At 62.3% G+C, this 24,749-nt stretch carries 27 protein-coding genes; 17 read left to right on the top strand and 10 right to left on the bottom strand.

The genetic code is table 11. From position 1 onward, the window contains the following. Positions 1-104 precede the first annotated feature (104 nt). The 4 genes from ACQ4WR_RS14055 to dapC all read right to left on the bottom strand — a co-directional run bounded on the left by ACQ4WR_RS14055 (position 105) and on the right by dapC (position 4,457). Complete coding sequence (locus ACQ4WR_RS14055) at positions 105-458, bottom strand: ArsC family reductase (protein ID WP_102296090.1); 354 nt, start codon at positions 456-458, stop codon at positions 105-107. Positions 459-594: 136 nt separating this feature from the next. Continuing rightward, entirely contained in the window at positions 595-2,142 is a 1,548-nt protein-coding gene (locus ACQ4WR_RS14050; protein WP_436487943.1) for an FAD-dependent oxidoreductase, read from the bottom strand. A 231-nt stretch (positions 2,143-2,373) separates the two neighbouring features. Next, positions 2,374-3,201, bottom strand: a complete 828-nt coding sequence (gene dapD / locus ACQ4WR_RS14045) for a 2,3,4,5-tetrahydropyridine-2,6-dicarboxylate N-succinyltransferase (protein ID WP_046683916.1) — start codon at positions 3,199-3,201, stop codon at positions 2,374-2,376. Positions 3,202-3,224: 23 nt separating this feature from the next. After that, positions 3,225-4,457, bottom strand: coding sequence for a succinyldiaminopimelate transaminase (gene dapC / locus ACQ4WR_RS14040; RefSeq protein ID WP_436487941.1), 1,233 nt, complete (start codon positions 4,455-4,457; stop codon positions 3,225-3,227). A 220-nt stretch (positions 4,458-4,677) separates the two neighbouring features. Between dapC and tsaB the strand changes: the two genes are divergently transcribed. The 4 genes from tsaB to ACQ4WR_RS14020 are packed head-to-tail and all read left to right on the top strand — an operon-like array spanning position 4,678 to position 7,748. Then, positions 4,678-5,403, top strand: coding sequence for a tRNA (adenosine(37)-N6)-threonylcarbamoyltransferase complex dimerization subunit type 1 TsaB (tsaB, locus tag ACQ4WR_RS14035; protein ID WP_436487939.1), 726 nt, complete (start codon positions 4,678-4,680; stop codon positions 5,401-5,403). Beyond that, positions 5,400-5,891, top strand: coding sequence for a ribosomal protein S18-alanine N-acetyltransferase (gene rimI / locus ACQ4WR_RS14030; RefSeq protein WP_102296103.1), 492 nt, complete (start codon positions 5,400-5,402; stop codon positions 5,889-5,891). Before tsaB ends, rimI begins: the two co-directional genes overlap by 4 nt. Continuing rightward, positions 5,888-6,808 (top strand): uracil-DNA glycosylase, encoded by a 921-nt coding sequence (locus tag ACQ4WR_RS14025; protein WP_436487937.1) that lies wholly within the window; start codon positions 5,888-5,890, stop codon positions 6,806-6,808. The genes rimI and ACQ4WR_RS14025 overlap by 4 nt, the downstream gene beginning before the upstream one ends. Next, on the top strand, positions 6,801-7,748 hold the full coding sequence (locus tag ACQ4WR_RS14020; RefSeq protein ID WP_436487936.1) for a DUF1853 family protein: 948 nt from the start codon (positions 6,801-6,803) through the stop codon (positions 7,746-7,748). The genes ACQ4WR_RS14025 and ACQ4WR_RS14020 overlap by 8 nt, the downstream gene beginning before the upstream one ends. A gap of 160 nt (positions 7,749-7,908) precedes the next feature. Here ACQ4WR_RS14020 and lplT read toward each other — a convergent pair whose 3' ends face one another. Beyond that, positions 7,909-9,171 carry a lysophospholipid transporter LplT gene (gene lplT, locus ACQ4WR_RS14015; RefSeq protein ID WP_102297474.1) on the bottom strand — a complete coding sequence of 421 codons (1,263 nt, stop codon included), beginning with the start codon at positions 9,169-9,171 and terminating at the stop codon, positions 7,909-7,911. A gap of 246 nt (positions 9,172-9,417) precedes the next feature. On the opposite strand from lplT, the gene alr reads away from it, so the two are divergent. From alr to fliD, 4 genes are all read left to right on the top strand, one after another. Next, positions 9,418-10,509 (top strand): alanine racemase, encoded by a 1,092-nt coding sequence (gene alr / locus ACQ4WR_RS14010; protein WP_436487934.1) that lies wholly within the window; start codon positions 9,418-9,420, stop codon positions 10,507-10,509. A 79-nt stretch (positions 10,510-10,588) separates the two neighbouring features. Beyond that, entirely contained in the window at positions 10,589-11,965 is a 1,377-nt protein-coding gene (gene radA / locus ACQ4WR_RS14005; protein WP_436487932.1) for a DNA repair protein RadA, read from the top strand. Between the two features lie 131 nt (positions 11,966-12,096). Continuing rightward, positions 12,097-12,417, top strand: coding sequence for a PilZ domain-containing protein (locus ACQ4WR_RS14000; RefSeq protein WP_436487930.1), 321 nt, complete (start codon positions 12,097-12,099; stop codon positions 12,415-12,417). 310 nt (positions 12,418-12,727) lie between these two features. After that, positions 12,728-14,113, top strand: coding sequence for a flagellar filament capping protein FliD (gene fliD / locus ACQ4WR_RS13995; protein ID WP_102297488.1), 1,386 nt, complete (start codon positions 12,728-12,730; stop codon positions 14,111-14,113). Between the two features lie 74 nt (positions 14,114-14,187). Here the strand turns inward: fliD and ACQ4WR_RS13990 are convergent, their stop codons facing one another. After that, positions 14,188-14,958, bottom strand: coding sequence for an AraC family transcriptional regulator (locus tag ACQ4WR_RS13990; RefSeq protein WP_436487927.1), 771 nt, complete (start codon positions 14,956-14,958; stop codon positions 14,188-14,190). Between the two features lie 130 nt (positions 14,959-15,088). On the opposite strand from ACQ4WR_RS13990, the gene ACQ4WR_RS13985 reads away from it, so the two are divergent. The 3 genes from ACQ4WR_RS13985 to ACQ4WR_RS13975 all read left to right on the top strand — a co-directional run bounded on the left by ACQ4WR_RS13985 (position 15,089) and on the right by ACQ4WR_RS13975 (position 17,690). Further along, positions 15,089-16,324 carry an MFS transporter gene (locus ACQ4WR_RS13985; protein ID WP_436487925.1) on the top strand — a complete coding sequence of 412 codons (1,236 nt, stop codon included), beginning with the start codon at positions 15,089-15,091 and terminating at the stop codon, positions 16,322-16,324. A 44-nt stretch (positions 16,325-16,368) separates the two neighbouring features. Further along, positions 16,369-16,863 carry a ribonuclease E activity regulator RraA gene (gene rraA / locus ACQ4WR_RS13980; RefSeq protein ID WP_102297459.1) on the top strand — a complete coding sequence of 165 codons (495 nt, stop codon included), beginning with the start codon at positions 16,369-16,371 and terminating at the stop codon, positions 16,861-16,863. 185 nt (positions 16,864-17,048) lie between these two features. Further along, the gene (locus tag ACQ4WR_RS13975) at positions 17,049-17,690 is read left to right on the top strand and encodes a choice-of-anchor C family protein (RefSeq protein ID WP_436487923.1); all 642 of its coding nucleotides are present in this window, start codon (positions 17,049-17,051) and stop codon (positions 17,688-17,690) included. A gap of 57 nt (positions 17,691-17,747) precedes the next feature. Here ACQ4WR_RS13975 and ACQ4WR_RS13970 read toward each other — a convergent pair whose 3' ends face one another. After that, positions 17,748-18,173: a DUF4952 domain-containing protein gene (locus ACQ4WR_RS13970; protein WP_436487921.1), complete on the bottom strand. Its 426-nt coding sequence runs from the start codon at positions 18,171-18,173 to the stop codon at positions 17,748-17,750. Then, complete coding sequence (locus ACQ4WR_RS13965) at positions 18,160-18,543, bottom strand: MerR family transcriptional regulator (RefSeq protein ID WP_436488323.1); 384 nt, start codon at positions 18,541-18,543, stop codon at positions 18,160-18,162. The genes ACQ4WR_RS13970 and ACQ4WR_RS13965 overlap by 14 nt, the downstream gene beginning before the upstream one ends. Positions 18,544-18,625: 82 nt before the next feature. On the opposite strand from ACQ4WR_RS13965, the gene ACQ4WR_RS13960 reads away from it, so the two are divergent. The 6 genes from ACQ4WR_RS13960 to ACQ4WR_RS13935 all read left to right on the top strand — a co-directional run bounded on the left by ACQ4WR_RS13960 (position 18,626) and on the right by ACQ4WR_RS13935 (position 23,154). Then, complete coding sequence (locus ACQ4WR_RS13960) at positions 18,626-19,063, top strand: hypothetical protein (RefSeq protein WP_436487919.1); 438 nt, start codon at positions 18,626-18,628, stop codon at positions 19,061-19,063. Positions 19,064-19,165: 102 nt separating this feature from the next. Beyond that, entirely contained in the window at positions 19,166-20,983 is a 1,818-nt protein-coding gene (locus ACQ4WR_RS13955; RefSeq protein WP_436487917.1) for a DUF4153 domain-containing protein, read from the top strand. Between the two features lie 117 nt (positions 20,984-21,100). Next, positions 21,101-21,337 (top strand): hypothetical protein, encoded by a 237-nt coding sequence (locus ACQ4WR_RS13950; RefSeq protein ID WP_436487915.1) that lies wholly within the window; start codon positions 21,101-21,103, stop codon positions 21,335-21,337. 159 nt (positions 21,338-21,496) lie between these two features. Then, entirely contained in the window at positions 21,497-21,883 is a 387-nt protein-coding gene (locus ACQ4WR_RS13945; protein WP_436487913.1) for a hypothetical protein, read from the top strand. A 402-nt stretch (positions 21,884-22,285) separates the two neighbouring features. Continuing rightward, positions 22,286-22,555, top strand: a complete 270-nt coding sequence (locus ACQ4WR_RS13940; RefSeq protein WP_436487912.1) for a hypothetical protein — start codon at positions 22,286-22,288, stop codon at positions 22,553-22,555. Positions 22,556-22,668: 113 nt separating this feature from the next. Next, positions 22,669-23,154, top strand: a complete 486-nt coding sequence (locus tag ACQ4WR_RS13935; RefSeq protein ID WP_436487910.1) for a hypothetical protein — start codon at positions 22,669-22,671, stop codon at positions 23,152-23,154. A gap of 38 nt (positions 23,155-23,192) precedes the next feature. Here the strand turns inward: ACQ4WR_RS13935 and ACQ4WR_RS13930 are convergent, their stop codons facing one another. After that, positions 23,193-23,495 carry an HNH endonuclease gene (locus ACQ4WR_RS13930; RefSeq protein ID WP_102297484.1) on the bottom strand — a complete coding sequence of 101 codons (303 nt, stop codon included), beginning with the start codon at positions 23,493-23,495 and terminating at the stop codon, positions 23,193-23,195. Between the two features lie 378 nt (positions 23,496-23,873). Then, complete coding sequence (gene motA, locus ACQ4WR_RS13925; RefSeq protein WP_102297446.1) at positions 23,874-24,737, bottom strand: flagellar motor stator protein MotA; 864 nt, start codon at positions 24,735-24,737, stop codon at positions 23,874-23,876. Positions 24,738-24,749: the final 12 nt, after the last annotated feature.

Below are 24,749 nucleotides of genomic sequence, written 5' to 3'. Positions count from 1 at the left end.
TATTGGCGAAGCGTCAATCCGGGGTCAGACCCGCCGGGGACATTTGCCCCAGTGGGGCAGATGTCGATCCCTAAGGACTGACCCCGGCCTTGCTGGTGTCGGGTTTAAACTAAAAAAATGGCTGAATACTGCGCATCCGAGAACGCCACGCTGAACTGGCCATCCTTGTCCAGCACGGGGCGCTTGATGATCGACGGGTTTTCCAGCATCAGGTCCAGCGCGCTGGCCGCGTCGACGATGGACGCCTTGCGCTCGTCGGACAGGGCGCGCCAGGTCGTGCCTTTCTTGTTGACCAGCACATCCCATGGCAATTGCGCCAGCCAGGACTCGACCGTGGCGCGTTCCAGCCCCTGCTTCTTGAAGTCGTGGAAATTGAAGTCGAGCTGCTGCGCGGCCAGCCAGGTGCGGGCCTTTTTGACGGTATCGCAGTTCGGGATACCGTAGAGTGTAATGGTCATAGTGGTCGGGCTAACGGGGAATGAATGCGGTTCGCTTGATCGCGGCGCTTGCGCTGGCGCGATAGGCGATGTTAGCCGACATTATACAGTTGATATGCAGCCGATGCGGCGCTGCAACATGTCCCCCAGATTTTCCCTACACGGGCCGTGGCGCCGCCTTGCCTGATTCCGCCGGGCCGAAATGCAGGCCCAGGCGCAAGGCCAGGGCGCGCAGGGCGCCGCTTTCCTGCAGGTGCAGGGCCAGCGCGATGTGGCCGTCCGGGCGCACCAGGTAGGCGGCATCGCGGCCCAGTCTTGCCAGCTTGGCGGCGACATTGAAGGTGTAGCAATGCACGGGCAGTTTCAGCACGCGCGCTTCGTCCAGCAATTCCGGCGCGGGCTCGCCATAGATGTGCAATTGCCAATCCATGCTGCGCAGGGCGAGAAAATTGTCTTGCGTGCCGTCGGAAAACCACGGCAGGCGGTCGCCGCCGCGCAAGTGTTCCGCGTGGCCGGCGGACAGGGCGCTGTCTTCATAATTGATCTGGATTTGCGATACCGTCTGGAACAGCAGCCGGCGCGCACGCTCGAAGCCGGACAGGAAGGGCAGCGCGTGCGGCACCAGCCAGCGCCGCAGGAATTGCCCGGCGATGCCTTGCGCGACGATGGCCTGGAAGGCGCGGTCGGTGGTGGCGACGAGCTTGCGGGCAAACACGATGCGCTCGCTTTCATAAGTGTCGAGCAGGGCGTCGTTGCTCTGGCCCCGCAGTTTTTGCGCCAGTTTCCAGGCCAGGTTGACGGCATCGCCCAGGCCCGTGTTCATGCCCTGGCCGCCCACGGGGCTGTGCAGGTGTGCCGCGTCGCCGAGGATGAAGCAGCGCCGTTCGCGGAATTGCCCGGCTACCCGGTGGTGCACTTTATACGTGGAAAACCAGTTGATTTGTTCGACCTGGACCCCCAGCAAGTTTTCCACGTCGCCGCGCACATCGTCGAAGACGGGCGCGGGCGCGCCTTCCGGGCGGTCGGGCAGGATGCCGATCAGGCGCTGCATGCCGCTCGTGCGCACGGGCAGCATCAGCGCAAACGAGTTCGCGCCCAGGTGGGCGTGCAAATCCGTATTCTTGCCCGCCACTTGCGCGTCGGCCACGTAGTACAGATGGTCGTAAGTGCCGCCGGAGAAGTCGAAACCGGCAATCTCGCGCACCTTGCTGCGCGCGCCGTCGCAGCCGCAAATATAGTCATAAGTGCAATATTGGCGTTCGCCGTCCTTGAGCAGGATGGCTTGCACTTCGCTATCGTCCTGCGTCCACAGGTCCAGCGCGACGTTCCATTCCACGTGCACGCCGGCCGCCGCCAGCTTGCTGATGAGGAAGCGTTCATGCTCGTCCTGCGGCAGGCTCAGCACGAAAGGGTAGGGGCTCAGCCCTTCGCCGATCTCGCCCAGCGCCAGTTTCACCAGCTCCTCGCCGCCTTCGTGGATGTGCATGGCGTTGATCTTGATGCCCAGGCTGACGAGTTCGTCTGCAAAGCCCAGCTGCTGGTAAAACTCCAGGGTGCGCGCATGCACGGCCATGGCCCGCGATGCCTGGCCCGGGCCGCTGTTCCTGTCGATGATGCGGCAATCGACGCCATGGCGCGCCAGGCGCAAGGCAAGCATGAGGCCGGTAGGACCGGCACCGACGATCAGGACGGGAGGAGTATTCATGCCATCCAGTATAGGACAGGATGGGGGCGGATAGCGGGACGATTGAAGTTGCTAGCCGGAAATGAAAATGTCCCGCCAAATGGCAGGACATGATTTGCTATGTGCGTCAAGACGCCTCTGTAAACCGTAGCGGGCAGATGCGCGGCGTGGCCGAGAAGCGCAACCGTACATGTGTACGGTGAGCATCGTCGGCCGCGCCCCGCGACGCGCAGCAGGTTTACAGAGGGGTCATCAGATACCGCGCAGGAGTTCGTTGATACCGGTCTTGGCGCGGGTTTTTGCATCCACGCGCTTGACGATGACGGCGCAGTACAGCGAGTACTTGCCATCTTCCGAAGGCAGGTTGCCCGACACCACGACGGAGCCGGCTGGTACGCGGCCGTAGGTCACTTCGCCCGTGGCGCGGTCGTAGATCTTGGTCGACTGGCCGATGTACACGCCCATCGAGATGACGGAGTTTTCTTCGACGATCACGCCTTCGACGATTTCCGAACGGGCGCCGATGAAGCAGTTGTCTTCAATGATGGTCGGGTTCGCTTGCATTGGTTCCAGCACGCCGCCGATGCCGACGCCGCCGGACAGGTGGACGTTCTTGCCGATCTGCGCGCAGGAGCCGACGGTGGCCCAGGTGTCGACCATGGCGCCTTCATCGACGTAGGCGCCGATGTTGACGTAGGACGGCATCAGCACGACGTTCTTGGCGATGAAGCTGCCGCGGCGGGCGACGGCAGGCGGCACCACGCGGAAACCGCCCTTGGCGAAGTCTTCCTTGGTGTAGTTGGCGAACTTGGTCGGGACCTTGTCGTAGAACTGCATCGTGCCATCGGATGGCAGGACGACGTTGTCTTCCAGGCGGAACGACAGCAGCACGGCTTTCTTGACCCACTGGTTGACTACCCAGTCGCCCGTGGTTTTTTCCGCCACGCGGATGCTGCCGTTATCCAGGCCATTGATGACGTGGGAGACGGCGTCGCGCAGTTCGGCAGTGCCGTTGCCCGGATTGATCTCGGCGCGGTTTTCCCAGGCCTGGTCGATGATGGTTTGCAGTTGTTGGCTCATGATGATGTCTTGTTTATGTAGGGTTAATGCGTGGTTGATGCGGATGCGGAAAGCTGCTGGCAGAATTTTACTATGCGCAGGGCCGCTTCCAGCCCTTCGGCCGTTTCGGCCACCAGGGCCATGCGGATGCGGTTGCGGCCCGGATTGATGCCGTGCGCGTCGCGCGCCAGGTAACTGCCAGGCAATACCGTCACATTATATTCGGCGTACAGGCGTTGCGCGAATTCGGTGTCGGACAGTCCCGTGCGGCTGACGTCGGCCCACAGGTAGAAGCCGGCGTCCGGCAATTGCACGTCCATCACCGCTTGCAGCAGCGGCGTGATGGCGTCGAACTTGGCGCGGTACTTGGCGCGATTTTCCTCGACATGGGTTTCGTCGTTCCAGGCCGCGACGGAGGCCGCCTGCACGGCGGGGCTCATGGCGCCGCCGTGGTAGGTTCGGTAGAGCAGGAATTTTTTCAGGACCTCCGCGTCGCCGGCCACGAAGCCCGAGCGCATGCCGGGCACGTTCGAACGTTTCGACAGGCTGGAAAACACCACCAGGCGCGCATACGGGCGCTCGATGGTGGACAGGCCCAGCATGTGCGCCGCCTGCAGCGCGCCCAGCGGTGGCGTGTCGCCATGGTAAATCTCGGAATAGCACTCGTCGGCGGCGATGATGAAATCGTAGCGCTCGGACAGGGCGAACAGGTGTTCCCAGTCCGTCAGGGTGAGCACGGCGCCGGTCGGGTTGCCTGGCGAGCACAGGAACAGCAGCTTGACCTTTTCCCACACGGACGCGGGCACGCTGTCGTAATCGCAGCCGAAGTTGCGTGCCGGGTCGGAATTGACGAAATATGGTTCGGCGCCGGCCAGGTAGGCGGCGCCTTCATAGATCTGGTAAAACGGATTCGGGCTGATCACCAGCGAACCGGCGGCCGGATCGATCACTGTTTGCGCCAGCGCAAACAGCGCTTCGCGCGAACCGTTCACGGGCAGGATCTGCGTGGCAGGATTGAGCTTGGGGATGCCATAGCGGCGTTCCAGCCAGCCGGCGATGGCGCTACGCAAGGCTTCTGAACCGATGGTGGTCGGATAGCTGGCCAGGCCGTGGATATTGTCGGTCAATGCCTGCTCGATGAATGCCGGCGTCGGGTGCTTGGGTTCGCCCATGCCCAGGCTGATGGGTGCGTATTCGGGATTGACCGTCACGCCGGCAAACAGCTGGCGCAGCTTTTCAAATGGGTATGGTTGCAGTTTAGCAAGAAGTGGATTCACGGAACGGACCAGGGCAAGAGTGGGGTGAGTGTGTCGCGGATCGGTTGCCGGGCGCGGCCAGGTGTGGCGCAATGACGCAGGTCAAACAATCGCGTAGCCTTTTATTATAGCCGTCCTCGCGCCTGGACTGTGCAAGCGGCTGCCTGTCGCTGGCGATGGCGTGCGTTGGCGTAGTGCGCCGGGGAGTGCCACGTCGTGGCGCGGCAGGGTAAAATACGCCATGCCTATCTTACTTCCCACCTTGCTTGCTATTGAAACCTCGTCGGAACTCGCCTCTTGCGCCTTGCTGCGCGGCGATGCCGTCCTTTCCCGTGCGTCGTCGGGCGTGCGCACGCATTCCCAGTCCATCCTGCCGATGGTGCAGGAATTGCTGGCCGAAGCGGGCGTGACCCTGGCTGACGTCGATGCCATCGCCTACGGCTCCGGCCCCGGCTCGTTTACCGGTGTGCGCACGGCCTGCGGCATCGCCCAAGGCCTGGCCTACGGCGCCAATTTGCCCGTCGTGCCCGTTGTCACCCTCGATGCCATGGCATTGGCCTGCCACCAGGCTCACGGCGCGCAGCGCATCCTTGCCGTGCTCGACGCCCGCATGGGCGAAGTGTATTGGGCGCAATATGCATACCAGGATGGCTTGCAAACCGTCCTGCCGCCCGCGCTGAGCGCGCCTGCCGGCGTTGTACCGCAAGGCGACGTGGTCGGCTGCGGCAACGGCTTTGCCGCCTATGCCGAAGCCCTGGCTGGGCTGCCGTGCGCCGCCAGCGCCGACGCCGCCGTCATGCCGCATGCCGTGCAAGTGGCGCAGCTGGCGCGTATCGCCTTTGCCGCCGGCCATGTTGTGAAGGCGGCCGATGCGCAGCCTTTGTATTTGCGCAACAAGATCGCCTACACCAGCGCGGAACGCCAGGACATGCAGGCTGCCAAGGCCGCTGCGGAGTCCGCGCAATGAGCGTGGCGGGCCAGGACCGTGCCGCCGGCTGGGACTTGCTGCGCCTCGACTATCAGCCGATGGCCGAAGCGGACCTGGCAGAAGTGCTGGCGCTGGAAGAGCGCGTGTATCCGCATCCCTGGACGCATGGCAATTTTGTCGATTCCCTCAAGAGCGGCTACCCGGCCTGGGTGCTGCGCGACGTGGATGGCACCTTGCTCGGCTATTTCCTGCTGATGCTGGTGGTCGATGAAGCCCACCTGCTCAACGTGGCCGTCGACGGCGCCATCCAGGGCCAGGGCCTGGGCCGTTTCCTGCTGAACCAGTCCTGCGCCTGCGCGCGCCAACTGGGCATGGAATCGATGCTGCTGGAAGTGCGCCCGTCGAACGTGCGTGCGCTCGATATTTACCAGCGCTATGGATTTGAACAGATCGGGCGGCGCAAGGGCTATTACCCGGCCGCCGATTCGCAACGTGAGGACGCCATCGTGATGCGTTATACCTTATGAGCCGCAGCGCTGTTTTTCTCGATGAAATGGGCGTCGGGCCATTGTGGCGCTTGCGCCAGGGTGCCGCGCCGGAAGCGCAGGATGCCGTGGCAGCGGAACCTGTCGCCGTCGAGGCAATCATGGCCGAGCCTGTCATGCAGGCGGTGCCCGTGGCCGAAGAGCCTGTCCCTGCGCCACTGGCGGCCGATGCTGCCGGCCCGGCAGTGGTGGCCGAGGCGGCAGGCGTTGCCGCCAGCGTGCCGCCAGCCGCCTCGCCAGCCGCGCCAGCTCCTGCTGCCGCGCCCGATGACACGGCCTGGTTCGACGACGCGCCGCCACCACCGCCCGCCAGGCAGCTCAGCGATGCCGATATCGCCGCCCTCGACTGGGATGGCTTGACGGCGGCCGTCGCCAAATGCGCGCGCTGCGACTTGTGCAAGACGCGCAAGGGCGTGGTCATGGGCCGTGGCAACCGCCAGGCCGATTGGCTGATGCTGGCCAGCAGCCCCTCGCGCGCGGAAGAGCGGGAAGGCCGCGCCTTGCCGGGCGAGCAGGGTGTCTTGCTCGACAATATGCTGAAAGCCATCGCCGTCGACGCGGCCAGCGAGGCGTATGTCACGCACTTGCTGAAATGCCGTCCGCTCGACGAGGCGGGCCAGGAACGCTTGCCAACCGAGGCCGAGTCGGCCGCCTGCCGCCCGTATGTCGAGCGTGAGCTGGCCCTGCTGCAGCCGCGCACCATCCTGACGCTGGGGTCGATGGCCGCCGCCGGCATCAATCCCGGCGAAAAGCCCGTGCGCGGCACGGTGCGCCAGCTGGGCGGCGCGTCCGTTATCGCCACCTTCCATCCGGAAATGCTGTTGCAGGATGAGACGGGCAAGGCCAAGGCGCGTGCCTGGGCCGATTTGTGCCTGGCGAAAAGCGCGCACGGTGAGTGATACGGCCGCTGCCACCTCTGCCACCTTCCAGGCCCGTTTCGAACAGCGCTGGGGGCATCTGACGCACCCGCGCGTGCGCGCGCTGGCCTGGCTGCTCGATTCGCCTGACCTGCTCGACCCGGCCAGCCCCCACTGGGGTGGGCGCATCGCCAGCCTGCCGCCCGTCACGCCTGCCGTGGCCGCGTGGCTGCAAGCCTTGCAGAACGACCCGTCGCCACTCGATGCGGCGCTGGGCCCGAAATTCTATTCCCGCCTGGGCCTGTACGCTGAAAAGCTGCTGGCCTTTTATTTTGAGCAGCAGGGACTGCTGCACGCGCATGGCTTGCAAGTGCAAATCAACCGCAATGACACGGTGGGCGAGTTCGATTACCTGCTGCATGACGGGTGCGACTTGCTGCACTGGGAATTCGCCACCAAATTCTACCTGCTGCAAGGCGTACCCGATCCCGGCACCTTCAACCACCTGATCGGCCCGAATCTGGCCGATACCCTGGGCTTGAAGATGCGCAAGATTCTCGACAAGCAACTGGCCCTGTCGCGCCACCCGGCCGCGCAAAGCCTGCTGGCCCAGCCCGTGCGCGCCGCGCAGGCCCTGATCAAGGGCTGGCTGTTTTATGCCATCGGCACCGCGCCGGGCATGGACGGTATTTCCCGGGAACATGGACATGGCTTCTGGTGCGCGCCGGCGCAATTGCCGGCGCAGCGCTACGTGGTGCTGCCGCGCCTGCAATGGCTGGCGCCGTTCAAGGGACGCGAGTTGGAAGTGTTTGATGTGGCGGCCTTGCGGGCGCAACTGGGAGATCTGGCGCAGCCGGTACTGGTGGCCGCCGTGGAGAATGTCGAAGGTTGGGAAGTGGAGCGCACGCGCGGCTTTGTCGTGCCCCATGACTGGACGCAGCAGGCTGCCGCGCGGCGGCTGGCAGGTACCTTGCCGATTTAAAGCGAGTAACCCGAAACGACATCCGGGGTCAGACCCTCATGGTGTGACCCCAGCCCTTGCTTGGGTTTAGTGTTTCTGCTCACCAATCAGCGACAAATTATCGTGCTCAGTCAGGTTGGTCGGATTAGCGGCAACGCCGCGTAATCCGACACCACCGTTGTCAATGCTTCTGCTCGCCAATCAAAGACAGATTGTCATGTTCAGCCTGGTTCAGCTTGTGCTTGCGCATGATGGCGAACATGGTGCCGGCGACGAACAGGCCGAACAGGGTGATGATGATGTTCAACGGCAGGTGCAAACGGATCATGATGGAATACACGGCCAGCATGGTCAGGATGGACAGATTTTCATTGAAGTTCTGCACGGCGATGGAGTGGCCTGCGCTCATCAGCACGTGGCCGCGGTGCTGCAGCAGGGCATTCATCGGCACGACGAAGAAGCCGGACAGGGCGCCGATCAATATCAGCAGCGGGTAGGCGATCCACACGGAGTGTACTTGCGTCATCATCATGACGATCACGCCCATGGCGATGCCCAGCGGAATGACGGTCAGCGACTTGCGCAGCGGAATGAAACGCGCCGACAGCACGGCGCCGGCGGCCACGCCGATGGCGACCACGCCCACCAGGCTGGTCGCCTTGTCGAAGGGCATGTTCAGCGACTGCTTGGCCCATTCCAGCACGATCAGCTGCAAGGTGGCGCCGGCGCCCCAGAACAGGGTCGTTACTGCCAGGGTGATCTGGCCCAGCTTGTCTTTCCACAGGATGGAATAGCAATTGGCAAAATCGGTAATCAGTTTGATAGGATTGCGTTCCTGGTGCGGATACACGCAGCCCGTGTCCGGAATCTTCAGGTTGGCCAGGGTTGCCAGCGCATAGATGGCGACCACCACGCACAGGGCCGCTTCCGTCTTGTTGGTGATGCCCGTGTCGATCAGCGGGAAGTCGAAGGACAGCAGCATGTCGGACACGTGGCCGCTGACGAGCGCGCCACCCATGACGGTGCCGAGGATGATGGAGGTGACGGTCAGGCCTTCGATCCAGCCATTCGCCGCCACCAGTTTTTCCGGCGGCAGCAATTCCGTCAGGATGCCGTACTTGGCAGGCGAATACACGGCCGCGCCAAAGCCGACGACGGCGTAGGCCAGCAGCGGGTGTACATGGAAGAAGACGAGGGCGCAGCCGAAGATCTTGACCATGTTGGCGATGAACATGACCTTGCCTTTGGGCAGTGCATCGGCGAAGGCGCCAACGAAGGCGGCCAGCAGCACGTAGAACAGCACGAACGACAGTTTAAGCAGCGGCGTGATCCACGCCGGGGATTTCATGGACACCAATAAATCGACGGCGACAAAAAAAAGGGCGTTATCGGCCAGCGAGGAAAAGAACTGCGCCGCCATGATGGTATAAAAACCACGATTCATTCTGGAATGCCTGAAATCATATCTGGCTTGCTTTATACCACGAAAAAACGGCAAACCCCAAGTTTGGAGGGGCCTGCTTTGCAGAGATTTGCCTAAGCGAACCTTAATTATTCTGCCGTAGAAAAATACATCACATGTGAGCATTTTATAAATGATGTCCGCTGCACACGACCGTGGGCGCCTGCCGTGTCCGCGACCTGTGCATCCGGTAAAATACGGCTTTCCCACTCGCCGTACACGACGCTTATGCCAAGGCCACTCATCGCCAGCATCCATCTCGATGCCATGCAACATAATCTGGCGCGTGCCCGCGCCTGCGCGCGCGGCGCCAGGATGTGGGCCGTCGTCAAGGCAAACGCCTATGGCCATGGCCTGGAACGGGCCATGCGCGGCTTTGCCCATGCCGACGGCCTGGCGCTGGTCGAGGTCGATTACGCCGTGCGCTTGCGCGAACTGGGCTGGACCAAACCCATCTTGCTGCTGGAAGGTTTTTTCGACGCCAGCGACCTGCCCGTCATGGCGCAGCACAAGCTGAATGGCAGCGTGCATTGCAATGAGCAGATCGCCATGCTGGCAGCGGCGCGCCTGCCCGGCACCATCGACGTGCACCTGAAGATGAATACGGGCATGAACCGCCTGGGATTCACGCCGGACGCCGTGGCCGCCGCGTATGCGCGCCTGCGCGCCATGCCGCATATCGGCACGATCACCCTGATGACGCATTTCGCCAATGCCGACGAGGCGGCGCCCACGCGTTTGCCCCTGGCGCAGCAGATGCTGCGCTTCGAGGCGGGCGCCGCCAGCATCGGCACTGCCTTGCCGCGCAGCCTGTGCAATTCGGCCGGCCTGCTGCTGCACCAGCTGGACAGCGACTGGGTGCGTCCCGGCATCATGCTGTATGGCGGCACGCCCAGCGGCGCTCCCGGCGGCACCTCGGCGCAGGCATTCGGCTTGCTCCCTACTATGACCTTGCGCAGCCAGATCATCGGCATCCAGGATATCGCCGCCGGCGAAGTGGTCGGCTACGGCAGCCGCTATGAAGCGGCCGGCAACATCAGGGTGGGCGTGGTGGCCTGCGGCTACGCGGACGGCTACCCGCGCCACGCGCCCGAAGGCACGCCCGTGCTGGTCGATGGCGTGCGCACGGGACTGATCGGCCGGGTCTCGATGGACATGCTGATGGTCGACTTGACGCAGGTGCCCGGTGCCCAGGTCGGCAGCACCGTCACCCTGTGGGGACAGGGCATGCCGATCGACGAGGTGGCGCTGGCCGCCGGCACCATCGGCTACGAGCTGATGTGCGCACTGGCGTCGCGCGTGCCCGTGATCGAAGCGTGACCTGCGCGCGCTGATTGTATATACTGTGAATCCACTGTATATATAAACAGCATTATCACTTTACCGAGCAAAATACACCATGGCAAAAGTCAAGACCGTCTACACCTGCAGCGATTGCGGCGCCGTCAGCAATAAATGGATGGGGCAATGCACCTCGTGCAACCAGTGGAACACCATGGTGGAAAGCTTGCCCGAGACGGGCGGCAACAACCGCTATTCGAATCCGCAGCACATGTCGCTGGCGCAGACGGCGCCCGTGCTGTCGCTCGACGATATCGACGCCATCGACGTGCCCCGTTTCGGCACCGGCATCGAGGAATTCGACCGCGTGCTGGGCGGTGGCATGGTGGCCGGCGGCGTGGTGCTGATCGGCGGCGACCCCGGCATCGGCAAGTCGACCCTGCTGCTGCAGGCGCTGGCGAATATGTCGCATCACAAGCGCGTGCTGTACGTCAGTGGCGAGGAATCGGGCGCGCAGATCGCCTTGCGCGCCAAGCGCCTCGTGATCGACGCCAAGGAACTCAAGCTGCAGGCCGAGATCCGATTGGAAAAGATCCTGTCCACCTTGAATGACCTGAAGCCGGAAGTGGTGGTCATCGACTCGATCCAGACCGTGTATTCGGACGCCCTCAGCTCGGCGCCCGGTTCCGTGGCGCAAGTGCGCGAATGCGCGGCGCAGCTGACGCGCGCGGCCAAGCAGACGGGCGTGACCATCATTCTGGTGGGCCACGTGACGAAAGAGGGTGCGCTGGCCGGTCCCCGCGTGCTCGAACACATCGTCGACACGGTGCTGTATTTCGAGGGCGACGCGCACTCCAGCTTCCGCCTCGTGCGGGCCATCAAGAACCGTTTCGGCGCCGTCAATGAACTGGGCGTGTTCGCCATGACGGAAAAGGGCTTGAAGGGCGTGTCGAATCCGTCCGCCCTGTTCCTGTCGCAGCACGACAACCAGGTGCCCGGTTCCTGCGTGATGGTGACGCAGGAAGGCACGCGGCCCTTGCTGGTGGAAATCCAGGCGCTGGTCGATACCAGCCACTTGCCGAACGCGCGCCGCCTGTCCGTCGGCCTGGAACAGAACCGCCTGGCCATGTTGCTGGCCGTGGCGCACCGCCACGCGGGCATCGCCGCGTTTGACCAGGATGTCTTCATCAACGCGGTGGGCGGCGTGAAGATCACGGAGCCTGCCGCCGACCTGGCCGTCTTGCTGGCAATTAACTCGTCGATGCGCAACAAGCCGCTGCCACGCGGGCTGGTGGTGTTTGGCGAGGTGGGCCTGGCCGGTGAAATCCGCCCCGCGCCAAGGGGCCAGGAGCGCTTGCGCGAAGCGGCCAAGCTGGGCTTTACCCTGGCCGTGGTGCCCAAGTCTAACCTGCCCAAGCAGGTGATCGAAGGCCTCAAGGTCATCGGCGTCGAGCGTATCGATGAAGCGTTCAACAAGCTGCGCGACCACGAGTAAGAGTTGGTATGGTGTAAATGCCAAGCTTGAGACAAGTCAAACATAATTTCCGTTTGGAACTATAATATTTGTCCGATGGATTCACCCCGTGAATCCGCATCGACAATGAATTGATAGAGAAGCGGAATACAGTGTCAGTTGAGCAAAGGCAGGGCGCACGCAAGATTTTGCGTGCCAAGGCAATGTTGGTCATGGATGGAGCAGGGCCCGTAGCGGCGCGCACCCTCGATGTGGGGCCGGGCGGCATGTCGGCCGTGATCGCTGATCCGGTGCCCACGGGCAAGCAGGGCAAGGTGCTGTTCGAGCTGTTTTATGACGGTAAGGCGCACATCATCGAAGCGCGCACGGCTGTATCACACTGTATTTTCAGCAGCGCCGGTTTCAAGGTGGGACTGACGTTCATGAACCTGGATATGGCCGTCAGCAGCGCCATCTCCAAATTCATGCGCTAGGAGTCCGGGAAAAACCGTTGCGGCCTTGCCCCCGCTTGACTGGACTGCTTGTCCTGTCTGCGGCAAGGCTTGCAGCGATGCACATTTCTCAAGCGCCACTTTTTAAATGCGCTAAAATGGTGCAAACACATTGCACGGCGGTAAACATGGCTCTGCTCGCTGTTTTGATCTTTTAGCCATGCTGCATAATTGTCAATCAGTGGAGACGACGCTGCCGCGCCCCGAGCGCATGCCGCCTCATCTCCTGTAGACGCAGCGCACGGTCAAGCCTGATCCGTGGGCAGCATACCTTCACAGGATGAAAGCCACCATGTTTAACTCGACCATCAACAGCAGGGCCTACACCAACAATACGCAGCAGACGACGCAGACGAATATCTCGGCCGACGTATATGCCAAGGTCGAGCGCCAGATGCAATCGCAGAACACGGGCGTGGTCAAGCTCAACGCCAGCCTGGCGCGCGACCAGGCCAAGTTCTCCGGCCTGGGCCAGCTGCAATCGGCGCTGGCCAAGTTCCAGACCGTGGCCAAGAACATGGCCGGCAGCGGCCTGGCCACCTCGGCCACGTCGAGCACCAAGGACGTCGTCAGCGCCACCACCACCGACAAGGCCGCCAGCGGCAGCTACGAGATGAACATCAAGCAGCTGGCGCAGGGACAGACCCTGCTCAGCGGCGCACAGAAATCATCGAGCGCGGCGATCGGCACGGGCGCGTCCGCGCTGGTCAAGATCGAAGTGGGCACGGCCGACGGCAAGCAATTCACGGCCGGCAGCGGCAAGATCATTTCGCTGACCATCGACAGCAGCAACAATAGCCTGGACGGTATCGCCGCCGCCCTGAAACAGCAGGGCGTCGACGCCAGCGTGGTGAAGGGCGCCGATGGCTACTCGCTGGCCATCAACGGCAAGAGCGGCGCCGACAGCAGCATGCGCATCAGCGTTTCCGGCGACGCGGCCGTCAGCAATTTGCTGTCTTATGCGCCCGGCTCCGGCAAGGGCCTGCAGCAGACGGCTGCCGCGCAGGACGCGCTGCTGACCATCGACGGCAAGGAAATCAAGAGCGCCACGAATACCCTGACGACGGCTGTCGAAGGCGCCACCATCGAATTGAAGAAGAAGGGCATCACCGACCTCGTCATTGCCAAGGACAACAGCCAGATCGCCAGCAACGTGGCCAGCTTCGTCACGGCGTATAACGACCTCAACAGCAAGCTGCAAAGCTTGCAGCAGGGCGACCTGAAGTCCGATACGGCCCTGGGGCAAGTGCGCTCGCAGATGGAGCAGGTGCTGCGCACGGCCAGCACGGGCGTGCCGTCGTCGGTGCTGGGCAGCGCCGGCGTGACCCTGGGCAAGAGCGGCGAGCTGGTGCTGGACGACAAAAAACTCAAGGCCGCCATCGAGGCCGATCCCGATGCCGTCAGCAAGCTGTTTACCAATAACGGCAAGGGCGTGGCGGACCAGTTCGCCAGCAAGATCGGCGAGCTGACGGGCGAAACGAGCATTATCCGCAAGGAAGTGCAAACGGTCGGCAAGGAGATCACTACCTTGACCAACAAGAAAGCCGTGCTGGCCAAGGCGCTGACGGCGCAGGCGCAGGCGCTGGTCAAAGCGTATTCGGCGCAGGAACAGATGGGGACAAACTCGGCGCTGCCGGGCTACACCGGCAAGAATTCCCTGTTCGATTTCATGGCCTGAGCCAGCTTGACGCGGCAGCCGCCACGCAGGGCGGCGTTGCCGCGCCTGGCCTTGAATATGCTCTGACTACGCTGTCAGGCGCGCCCGGCCTGTGCAAAAAACGCCGACGGCGAGCTGCCGAACGTTTTCTTGAACATGGCGGAAAAGGCCGACTGGCTGGCGTAGCCCAGCTCTTCGGCCACCTGCGACAGCGGTACGCCGCGCGCTATCAGGGGCGCCGCATGGGCCAGGCGCACCTGCTGGCGCCACTGGCCAAAACTCATGCCCAATTCCCGTTCAAACAGCCGCGCCAGGGTCCGTTCCGAGGCGCCGACTTGCTGCGCCCAATGTTCCAGCGTCTGGTTCGAGCCGGGCTGGTCGATCAGGCTGTCGCACAGGGTTTTCAGGCGCTTGTCGCTGGGCAAGGGCACACGGATGGGGCGCGTGGCCGAGCGTTTCAATTCGTCGAGGATCAGCTCGGCCAGCAGCGCCTCGCGCGCCGGTTCCTGCCCCGGGTCCAGCTGTTCCAGCGCCATGATCAGCTGGCGCAGCAGGCTGGACACTTCAAGCACCTTGCAGTCGCGGCCGATGAAGGGCGCGCGTCCGGCGTGGATGCACAGGGGGCGCAAGCGGGTTTTTTCCAGTATCGTGACGGCATGCTCGACGTTCGGCGCGATCCAGATGGCGCGCATCGGCGGCAGCACCCAGCTGCTGTTGTTGGCGGTAATGCGCAGCACGCCTTCGAGCGCCATGGTGACCTGGCCCCACGGATGCGTGTGCGGCGAGAGAAATTCATCGGGTTGCAGGTCGCGCGCGATCATGGTCACGGGAATGGTCGCGCTGGGCGCTTCCCGTGGCGGACACATGCGGGTATGGTGGAGGATAGGTACACCCATCAGCTTGGCCTTAATTCGATAAATTATGTCGTCCTGTCGGAAAACAGACGATGATATTTTGCATACACTTGAGCTTCACCAGTATAAGACAGGGTATGACATGATAACAACTAACTCGCCGCCCGAACTTCCCTCATTGCGCAGCGATGCGCGCGTTATCGGCCTGGTGGGCCTGGCGCATGGCGTGTCGCACTTTTACCACCTGATCCTGGCGGCCCTGTTCGTCTGGCTGAAACCCGCGTTCAACCTGTCGTATGCGGAACTGGGCTTGCTGATGACGGTGTTCTTCATCATCTCGGGCGTGGGCCAGGCGCTGGCGGGCTTTGTCGTCGACCGCTTCGGCGCGCGCGCCGTGCTGTTTTCCGGCGTCTTCCTGCTGGGCGTCTCGGCGCTGGCCCTGTCCACCGCCCACAGCTACACGGCCCTGATGCTGGGCGCCATGCTGGCCGGCGTGGGCAACAGCGTGTTCCATCCGGCCGATTACACGATTCTGAACCAGCGCGTCTCGGCCGCCCGCGTGGCGTATGGCTTTTCCGTGCATGGCATCAGCGGCAACATCGGCTGGGCCCTGGCGCCATTGTTCATGACCTACGTGGCCACGCATTATGACTGGCGCGTGGCCCTGCAGTGCGCGGCCGTGCTGCCGTTCGGCGTGCTGCTGGTGCTGTTCCTGAACCGCCACGCCATCCGCCCCGAGCCGCTGAAACGGGCCGCGCCGGGCGCGGCGGCCAGCGGCGAAGGCACGCTCGACTTCCTGCGCCTGCCGGCCGTGTGGATGTGCTTTGCCTTCTTCTTCATTACCGCCATTGCCCTGGGCGGCATCCAGAGTTTCGCCAGCGTGGCCCTCGTCAAGCTGTACGGCATGAGCCTGGCCCTGGCCACCAGCGCCTACACGGCCTATATGCTGGCCTCGGCCGTGGGCATGCTGGCCGGCGGCGTGGTGGGGGCGCGCAGCAAGCAGCCGGACCGCAATGTGGCGATCGCTTTTTCCGCCGCCGCGCTGCTGGCAGTGCTGCTGGGCATGGCCGTGGTGCCGGTCTGGGGCGCCGTGGTGCTGATGGGCGCCATCGGCCTGACGTCCGGTGTGGCGGGCCCATCGCGCGACCTGATGATACGCGCGGCGGCGCCCAAGAATGCGACGGGACGCGTGTATGGCGTCGTGTATTCCGGCCTCGACAGTGGCCTGGCCGTCGGTCCGCTGTTCTTTGGCGCGCTGATGGACGGCAACCATCCGGCCCTGCTGTTTGTCTTCATCGGCGTGTTCCAGGCGCTGGCGATTGCCACTGCCGTGGGCGTCGGCGGTAAAACGCGTGCCGCGGCGCTGCAAAAGGCATAGAATCGTTTCCATCCGAAACCATTCATTCACTTCCTGGAGCGAGCATGACTTTTGCCACCACCGATCTGTGCGACGATTATGCGGCCATGCTGGACGATGGCACCCTGGCGGTGCTGCCGCCCGTGTACCGCGCCTTTGGCCAGCGCGTGCGCTTCAGCGGTCCGGCCACCACCTTGCGCGTGTTTGAAGACAACGCCCTGGTGCGCAGCACGCTGGAAACGCCGGGGCAGGGCCATGTGCTGGTGATCGACGGCGGCGGCAGCCTGCGCCGCGCGCTGGTGGGCGGCCAGCTGGGTGTGCTGGCCGAGGGCAATGGCTGGGCCGGCATCGTCGTGCACGGCTGCATCCGCGACAGCGAGGAAATCAATGTCTGCCAGCTGGGCGTGCGCGCCCTGGCCACCCATCCGCGCAAGAGCAACAAGGAAGGCACGGGCCAGCGCGACGTGCGCGTCGAAATCAGCGGCGTGGCCGTGCATCCGGGCGACTGGGTGTATGCCGATGCCGACGGCATCCTGGTGGCGCGCCAGGAACTCGATTGAGCCCCCATCGGCCCTATCACCCAACGCGCCGCCTGGCGCGTTTTTTTATGCGGCGGCAACCGCCATAAGCGTTACATAATATCTACATTTAATATATTTTTTGCAAATTTCTTTGATTTTTATTCATACTGGGATATGATTTCACTTAAGGTAACTTTAATATCACCAAGGCAAGGAAATAACCCATGAAAATCGCCACCATCGCTACAGTTGTCGCCCTGTTCGCCGCCGGTACGGCCAGCGCCAGCCCTGTCAACCTGATCACGAATGGCGAATTCGAGATCATGGTGCCCGGCTACGCGTTTTCCGACGGTTACCAGGTGGTCAATAGCGGTTCCATCGCGATCATGGGTTGGACAGTTGGCGGCGGTTCCGTCGACCTGATCCACAATGCCTACAACGCCATCAGCGGCTATAGCATCGACATGCTGGGCACGCCAGGCCCCGGTTTCCTGTCGCAGGATTTCAATGTGCAGGCCGGCCAGACTTACAACCTGAGCTTTGACATGGCGCGCAATCCCGGCGGCCCGGCAGGCCAGGGCGTGGCCGTCAGCTTCGGTGGCGCGGCAGGCAATTTCTACTCGACGGCTGCCGCCTCGAACACCCTGTACAGCAACACCCTGAGCTTCACCGCCGCGTCCACCGGCTTGGCGACCTTGTCGTTTGCCAGTGCCGCCCAGGCGGGCACGCCGTACGACAATTATTCGGGTGCCGTGATCGACAACGTGTCCGTGATGGCCGCCGTGCCGGAGCCGGAAACCTACGCCATGCTGCTGGCCGGCCTTGGCCTGATGGGTTTCCTGCGCCGCCGCAAAGCCGCCAAGTAAGCCAGTTTTTCTCCACATCAAACCGCCTGCTGCACCGCACAGGCGGTTTTTTATTGTTCAGGGGTCTTGCGCGTAGCCGTCGACCTGCACGACAAAGCGCGCGATCCGTGGCCAGTCGGCGCGCGTCCTGACCAGCGTTTCGCCCGTTGCCATCACCATTGCGTAGCCGTAGCCCGTGCGGCGGTCGCGCCAGGAATGCCGCGAGCTGTCCCAGGCGCAGCAATAACGTTTGAGCCGGGGCAAGCCATAGGCGCGCCGCATGTACGCTTCCGCCTGCCCTGCATGCTTGCCATCCACGTGGTAGCGTGCCTCGAAGGGCTGGTCCTGGCGTTCCATGTTTTGCTGGCACCCCTGGTAGACCAGGTACGCGGGCTTCTTGCCCAGCGTAGCCAGGAAATCGCCGCAGACCACTTCGGCCGCTGCGGCCTGCGCGCCGCCTGCGCCCAGCAGGAATAGCCAGGGCAGCAGTTTATTGATTCGCATCGGCGTCTCCCCGCAACGGGCACGCGGGCGCCGCCGGCCCCATACGCAGCACCAGTTCGCCGCGCAACTGCGTCAATCCCGCGATGCGCGCATCGATTTCACCGAGCTTGCGGGCCAGGGCCGTGCGCAGCAGGTCCGCCGTGGCGGGATCGCCGGCGGCCGCCAGCAGCGGCATGTCGGCCTCGATTTCCGCCAGGGTAAAACCCAGCTGCTGCGCCGTGCGCAAATAGCGCAACCAGTCGGCCGCTTCTGGCGGGTAATCGCGGTAGCCGTTTGCGCCGCGCCGCGCGCGCAGCAAGCCGCGCTTTTCATAAAAGCGCAGGGTATCGCGGCTCAAGCCCGTCGCCTGCGCCATCTCGCCGATCTGCATGGATCCATCTTTCATAAAATGCTTGACCATGGAGTGTACTCCAAGCTCGATCATGGAAGCTTTCCACTGATTAGGAGTTGCCATGTTGTCCGTTTCCGCCTTTCGCCGCGTGGTGCGCGCCAGCGCCATTTATGATGTGCTCATGATTGCCCCGTTCTCCACGCCGTGGACGTTTTTGCTGCTGCGCGAGCACTTGAGCGCCCTCAACGTGGGCCTGGGCGGCGTGCCGCTGCCCGACTTCGGACCGTTCCACTTGCTCATCAGCAGCCTGCTGGGCAGCGTGGTGCTGGTCTGGTCGGTATTGCGGATACTCGACCCGCAGCCGCGCTTCGGCCGCTTCGACGCGGCGGCCCGCTACCTGTTTTCCACCTGGATGGCGTGGGCGCTGCTGGTGACGGGCCAGCCCTTGCTATGGCTGTTCCTCGTGCCGGAACTGGCCTGGGGCCTCGCGCAGAGCTTGCCGTTGCGCCGCGGCGAAGGTGCGCCAGGCGGGCATGCGCACGAATCGTTGTTGAGATGACGATAACGAAATGCAATAATGCGCCTGTATGCCATACAGCAATGCATGGCAATAATGATTCATAAAGGAATGACTATGCAGCAGGATGCCGCTGGAAAAAACATGGCTTTGCTCGATCCGGTGGTGGCGCCGCGCATCGCGGTGACGCGTCTGGTGACGGGCCTGCTGCAAGGCGTGCTGCTGTACTGGCTGTACAGCACGGCGCAAGACAAGGTCTGGCCCGCCACGGAAGCTTATCTGCTGGGCCCGTTGATGCTGGTCAGCCTGCTCCTGCCCATTTTGCTTGTGTCCAGCCTGGGCCACATGTCGGCCAAGCGCATCGTCCTGTGGATGGCGGGTGCGGCGGCCGTGATGGCCGTGCTGGCCTGGCATGACGTGGCGCGCGGCGCCGAGCACGTCATCTGGGGCAATTACAAGCCGGGCGCGCCCTTGCGCGTGATTTCCGCCCAGCTGTTCGGTTTCAGCGTGGTGGGCTTTTATATCGCCCACGCGCTGGTGCTGGCCAGCGCCCAGGATGGCCGGCGCATCGCCCGCTACCCGACCTATTTTGAAATTGCCTGGAAGCTGGGCATTCAACTGCTGTTTTCCTTGCTGTTCGTGCTGGGCCTGTGGCTGGTGCTGTGGCTGGGCGGGCAGCTGTTCCTGCTGATCAAGCTGAGTTTCCTGAAGAAACTGCTGAGCCAGGCCTGGTTCGTGATACCCGTCATCTGCTTCGCCTTCTCGTTCGCCATCCACATCACGGATGTGCGCCCGTCCATTGTGCGCGGCATTCGCACCCTGCTGCTGGTGCTGCTGTCGTGGCTGGTGCCGATCGCCGCCGTGCTGGTCTCCGGCTTCCTGCTGACCTTGCCCTTCATCGGCTTCGAGCGGCTGTGGGCCACGCGCCACGCGGCCTCCGTGCTGCTGGGCATGGCCGGCGTGCTGGTCGTGCTGATCAATGCCGCCTTCCAGAATGGCGAAGTGGGCCATGGCGTGGCGCGCGGCATCCGCCTGGGCACGCGCCTGGCTTGTTTGCTGCTGCCGTGGGTGGTGGGCATCGCGATTTATGCGCTGACCCTGCGCGTGATGTCGCATGGCTGGACGGCCGACCGCCTGATTGCCGCCGCCTGTCTCTTGATCGCCACGTGCTACGCCGTCGGCTATGCGTGGGCCGCCAGCAAGTATGGCGACTGGCTGCACCTGATCGCCAACGTCAACGTCGCCACCGCCGGCGTCACCCTGCTGGTGCTGTTCGCGCTGTTCTCGCCGCTGGCGGACCCGGCGCGCATTTCCGTGGCCAGCCAGATGGCGCGCCTGGACAGCGGCAAGGTCAGCGTGGACAAGTTCGATTTCGAATACCTGCGCTTCGAGGGCGCCCGCTACGGCCAGGCGGCCTTGCAGGAATTGACGACACGCACGCAAGGGCCGGATGCCGCCATCGTGCGTGCCCGCGCCACGGCCATGCTCAAGCGCCAGAACCGCCTCGACGAGACGGGCGCCCTGAGCGACGTGTCGATCAACCTGACCCTGCGCCCGGCGACGGCGAAATTGCCGGAAAGCTTCGTGCGCCAGGACTGGACGCAGGTAGGGCCGGCCTGGCGCCTGCCCGCCTGTCTGAAGCGGGCGGGGCAGCAGTGCGACGCCTACCTGCTCGATTTCGATGGCGACGGCAAGCAGGAAGTGCTGCTGATCAGCAATGACCCGCGCGCCTCGTCGGTATTGCTGGCTGAGAAGGACGATGGCAGCTGGACTGCACGCGGACAGCTCCCCGCCGACGCCTTGCGCTGCAAGCCCCTGCGCGAAAAACTGCAGGCCGGCGAATTCCAGCTGGTGCCGCCGAAAGTACGCGAACTGGAAGTCGACGGCCAGCGCGTGCCGATGACTTTATATACGCAGGAGGAAGAGCTCAGCTGCCCGGATGAGGCGGCCACGGCGCCATAAATGGCAGAAAAGGAGAGGGCCTGGCGCGCCGGGCTAACCTTTGCTGAAGCTAATAGCTGCGCAGGCGGTCCTCTCATATGCATATTGTTTGGCACTTTCACGGACGATAATAGACAAATGACCACCTTGAAAACTGGTGAAAAAATCAAGCTGATCAAGATAAATCTTGAGGGGGTCACGTATCGCGACTGGATGAGTGAACGTGACCCAATCCCGGGAGATATTGCAAGAGTTGAAGAGGTCTTTAATGGTGATGTCACGACATATCGCCTTGCCTGTGAGCCAGCACCGGGGTTTCTCACCTGGGGTGCTACGGTCCTTGAGCCGTTCATAGAGTATGAAATTTTATGTTAATTGCATGCCGGGAACTCTTTGCCGTTTTCGACCAAGCCAAGGAGCCTCCGCTGGAAGGCGGAACCTGACAATCGCGGCAAGCTGCCGGAAAGCCGACGGTTTTGCAAGCAGACGAGATGTTGCGCATGACACATATGCATCAGCCGGGTGGGAATAGCAATGCAAGAAGAATCAAAGGAAGAAGTTCGCCGGATCTTGCAGGCGGCCTTTGGTAGTCTGAGTCTCCATAGTAAACTTCCATCACGGGAGTTTTACGCGAGACTAAACGTTGTTGGGCGCCCTGGCGTATGGGTGCTGATCTATGGTGACTACATGGATTTCTCTTATGCGGAGAATTCTTCACCGGTCCCGCTCATCACCGAAGTTTTTGCACCTCTTCAACCCGCTGAGATTATCGATTGGTCACCCGGCCGGTCGGCATGTGTTCAGTACAAGGCAGCGGACGCCGAGATGTTATCTCAAGCGATCGATGCATTGATAAAGAAACTTTATGGACTTGCCGACTACAAGCTCGCTGGCTCCCTGGAAACGTGGGCGCGCGCGTAAGCTGGTGGCAAAGATCAATGGCGGCGAACGGCTTGGCGAACGGGGCGAAAAGCATCGAGAAACCCCAACGCCCAATGACGCAACAGCAGTGTGCCGCAATACGTGGAAGTGGCTCCACTATCCCATGGGACAGTTCTATTTCTGTGTCGTCAATGCGAGCGATGGAGGAAAGGCATGCTCTGATGATGGAGAGTGCCAGGGCAATTACATTCCAGCGGCGCGCAAGGACAATTCGCGGGGTATCTGTACACCGACTTTGCTGATACCAGGAGGAGGTCCGAAGCACTTGATTAACGGTAATATAGACTCCGAACCGTGTATTAGAAGCTGCTTTGAATTTTTATGGAGCTTGCCTGAAGGCTGTATTCGGCCAGCGGCAGCCATTCGCGCGAGCAAGAAAAAATGGAAGATAAAATAATGCTCTTGCGGAAGATTCAATCCGCTATTCAGCAGATTCAGCCTCTGTCATCGAAAGGCTGGCCGCCTGGACAATCTATCCTGCGGCAACTAGCTTGGTGCGAAGGATTTGTGTCCGGATGTCCTTCCGACACAGCGCCAGGGCCGCTGTCCATGGGATTAATTGCCATTCGTGAACTCGACATGTACGGCGACAAGCCCGATCTTGCATTGTTGATCAGCTATATCCAAGACGCTGTGAATGCACTTCATTGATCCGCCTACTTCGGTAGTTCTATGACCGCTTCGGGGCGGAACCTGCCGACGACCGCAATCGGCCAAAAGCAGACGTATCAATGTCAATAATTTAAAACCTAATGGCCACACGTATGAGTTATTCGATTCAAGCCATCCTTGCTGCACAAGGGACTTTTAACGCGGAGCTTGCCAATGGAATGGAAGTGCTCCAGCTCGATGGGGGCATAGAAATGATTGCCCTTGGGAGCACGGCAAGAAAGCTCCTGAGTCTCCCTTTTTTACCGCTGACAGATGAAGGCATCGAGGAGCTACCGCCAGTCTTGCGTGGCCTATGTTCAGCGCTTAGTGTTCACGGACCAGTTGCTTATGTGGAGGCAGAGATTTTTGGCGGGAGTGGCACGCAGGCACACACATTGATTCCAGCGGGGGGTACAGATGCGCTCGTATCTGTTTCTAACGACGCCATCAATTCGGCACTTGAATGGCTTGGTGTTTGGCCTCTCGATGGCAAAGACCGGTTTGATACAGTTGGGCTTGGCAAGCATCGAGAAACCGATTCATGGGTGGTCGCCCCCCCTAACTTCTGCTTCGGGACAGAAGCGGACGGAACTGATTAGCGCTCCGAATCGCTTCCAGTAGCTTGAGAGCGCGATTGTCAGCGTGGGAATTTATACCGGACCAGCAGCGTCGGTCCTTTGCCGCCGGGTGGCGTCAGCAGTATCTCGTCACCGGGCTGCATTTCCTCATACATCACCGTGCAACAGGTCGGCATCGAGTGGCCGCGCGCGGGATAAACGCCAACCTCGGTGTGCAGGTTCGCGGCGCGTATGTCCACGCTGGTCTCGCCGGCCTTTGCCGCTTCCTGCAACTGCTTGCGCAGCACGGTGACGAAGTCCCCTTTGCTGAGTCTGGCAGGTGCCTGGTTTGCTTGCGGGCGAACGGTCGCGTCGTTTTTCATGGCAGTTTCTTTCAGTGTATACATTTCCGCCACTATATCATTCGCCCCCGGCCGCTACCTATGGCGCAAGGAGGGCAGCCACGCGATACGCGAGCTGGAGCAGCCAGGTGCGTATTCGCTCAGGCGCTCAATGCAGCCAGGACTTCGTCGCTCGTGCGTGCCCCGGCGTGTTCACGATGCAGGTTTGCCAAGGCCATCAAACGGACATCGTCGGCACTGCGCCCCTTGCCGGCAGAGTGCTGCTTCGCCTCGCGCCAGGCTGCCGCAAGCGGCGCCATGTTGTCGCTTGCCGAGCGCTTATTTCTCGGAGGAAGTGCGGTATGGCACTTGCCCTCTTCATGTCGATGATGATCAGGTCAATGATCTTCCAGGGCTGCCTCAGGTGCGCGTCTTGACCTGGCGCACGTGGTTTTCCAGTTCGCTGAACGACGGGCGTTCCGTGGCGGAAATGACCTTGCGGCCGAATTCCACGGCCAGCGCCGGCGCGTAGCCGTTCAGGCTGGCCAGCAGGGTGACTTTCACGCACTGGTACATTTTCGCCGTTTCATGGTGCTTGCGGCGCAGCAAGCTGGCCAGTGGCGCGATGAAGCCGTAGGCCAGCAGGATGCCGATGAAGGTGCCCACCAGCGCCTGCGCGATCAGCACGCCCAGCTCGGCCGGCGGCAAGCCGACGGAGGCCATGGTGTGCACCACGCCCATCACGGCGGCCACGATGCCGAAGGCGGGCATGGCGTCGGCCAGCTGCGAAATCGTCTGGATCGGCATTTCCGCATCCTCGTGGTAAGTCTCGATCTCGTTATCCATCAGGTTTTCAATCTGGTAGGCATCCATATTGCCCGACACCATCAGGCGTAAATAATCGGTGATGAATTCCAGGATGTGCTCGTCGCCGAGCGTGTACGGATACTTGACGAAGATGGGGCTGCGGTAGGGGTCGTCGATATCGTCCTCGACCGACATCAGGCCTTCCTTGCGGATCTTGCTGAGGATTTCATACATCAGGCCCATCAGCTCCATGTAGCGCGATTTCGTGTATTGCGAACTGTGGAACAGGGTGGGCAGGGCGGCGAACGTGGCGCGGATGGCCTTGGCGTCATTGCCGACAAAAAAGGTGCCCAGCGCGGCGCCGCCGATCATCAGCAGTTCCAGCGGCTGGAACAGGGCGCCCAAATGCCCGCCCTGCATGGCGAAGCCGCCGAAGACGGAAAACAGCACGACGAGAAATCCGAGTATGACTAGCAAAACCTACTCCTT

Origin of the sequence: Janthinobacterium amylolyticum (genome assembly GCF_051380655.1) — a bacterium.
In the GTDB taxonomy this organism is placed as follows: Bacteria; Pseudomonadota; Gammaproteobacteria; order Burkholderiales; family Burkholderiaceae_D; genus Janthinobacterium.
The sequence above is the reverse complement of the archived record's forward strand: the minus strand, read 5'-3'. Positions and strand labels throughout refer to the sequence as shown.

Coding starts and splice junctions, on each gene's coding strand:
- ACQ4WR_RS13990 (WP_436487927.1), bottom strand. CDS start 14,958: ATGTGTCCGCCACGGGAAGCGCCCAGCGCGACCATTCCCGTGACCATG.
- fliD (WP_102297488.1), top strand. CDS start 12,728: ATGTTTAACTCGACCATCAACAGCAGGGCCTACACCAACAATACGCAG.
- ACQ4WR_RS13955 (WP_436487917.1), top strand. CDS start 19,166: ATGGCTTTGCTCGATCCGGTGGTGGCGCCGCGCATCGCGGTGACGCGT.
- alr (WP_436487934.1), top strand. CDS start 9,418: ATGCCAAGGCCACTCATCGCCAGCATCCATCTCGATGCCATGCAACAT.
- ACQ4WR_RS14050 (WP_436487943.1), bottom strand. CDS start 2,142: ATGAATACTCCTCCCGTCCTGATCGTCGGTGCCGGTCCTACCGGCCTC.
- ACQ4WR_RS13930 (WP_102297484.1), bottom strand. CDS start 23,495: ATGAAAAACGACGCGACCGTTCGCCCGCAAGCAAACCAGGCACCTGCC.
- tsaB (WP_436487939.1), top strand. CDS start 4,678: ATGCCTATCTTACTTCCCACCTTGCTTGCTATTGAAACCTCGTCGGAA.
- ACQ4WR_RS13950 (WP_436487915.1), top strand. CDS start 21,101: ATGACCACCTTGAAAACTGGTGAAAAAATCAAGCTGATCAAGATAAAT.
- ACQ4WR_RS13985 (WP_436487925.1), top strand. CDS start 15,089: ATGATAACAACTAACTCGCCGCCCGAACTTCCCTCATTGCGCAGCGAT.
- lplT (WP_102297474.1), bottom strand. CDS start 9,171: ATGAATCGTGGTTTTTATACCATCATGGCGGCGCAGTTCTTTTCCTCG.
- ACQ4WR_RS13975 (WP_436487923.1), top strand. CDS start 17,049: ATGAAAATCGCCACCATCGCTACAGTTGTCGCCCTGTTCGCCGCCGGT.
- ACQ4WR_RS13960 (WP_436487919.1), top strand. CDS start 18,626: ATGTTGTCCGTTTCCGCCTTTCGCCGCGTGGTGCGCGCCAGCGCCATT.
- ACQ4WR_RS13970 (WP_436487921.1), bottom strand. CDS start 18,173: ATGCGAATCAATAAACTGCTGCCCTGGCTATTCCTGCTGGGCGCAGGC.
- ACQ4WR_RS14025 (WP_436487937.1), top strand. CDS start 5,888: ATGAGCCGCAGCGCTGTTTTTCTCGATGAAATGGGCGTCGGGCCATTG.
- radA (WP_436487932.1), top strand. CDS start 10,589: ATGGCAAAAGTCAAGACCGTCTACACCTGCAGCGATTGCGGCGCCGTC.
- rraA (WP_102297459.1), top strand. CDS start 16,369: ATGACTTTTGCCACCACCGATCTGTGCGACGATTATGCGGCCATGCTG.
- rimI (WP_102296103.1), top strand. CDS start 5,400: ATGAGCGTGGCGGGCCAGGACCGTGCCGCCGGCTGGGACTTGCTGCGC.
- ACQ4WR_RS13965 (WP_436488323.1), bottom strand. CDS start 18,543: ATGCAGATCGGCGAGATGGCGCAGGCGACGGGCTTGAGCCGCGATACC.
- ACQ4WR_RS14055 (WP_102296090.1), bottom strand. CDS start 458: ATGACCATTACACTCTACGGTATCCCGAACTGCGATACCGTCAAAAAG.
- ACQ4WR_RS13935 (WP_436487910.1), top strand. CDS start 22,669: ATGAGTTATTCGATTCAAGCCATCCTTGCTGCACAAGGGACTTTTAAC.
- ACQ4WR_RS13945 (WP_436487913.1), top strand. CDS start 21,497: ATGCAAGAAGAATCAAAGGAAGAAGTTCGCCGGATCTTGCAGGCGGCC.
- ACQ4WR_RS13940 (WP_436487912.1), top strand. CDS start 22,286: ATGGAAGATAAAATAATGCTCTTGCGGAAGATTCAATCCGCTATTCAG.
- dapD (WP_046683916.1), bottom strand. CDS start 3,201: ATGAGCCAACAACTGCAAACCATCATCGACCAGGCCTGGGAAAACCGC.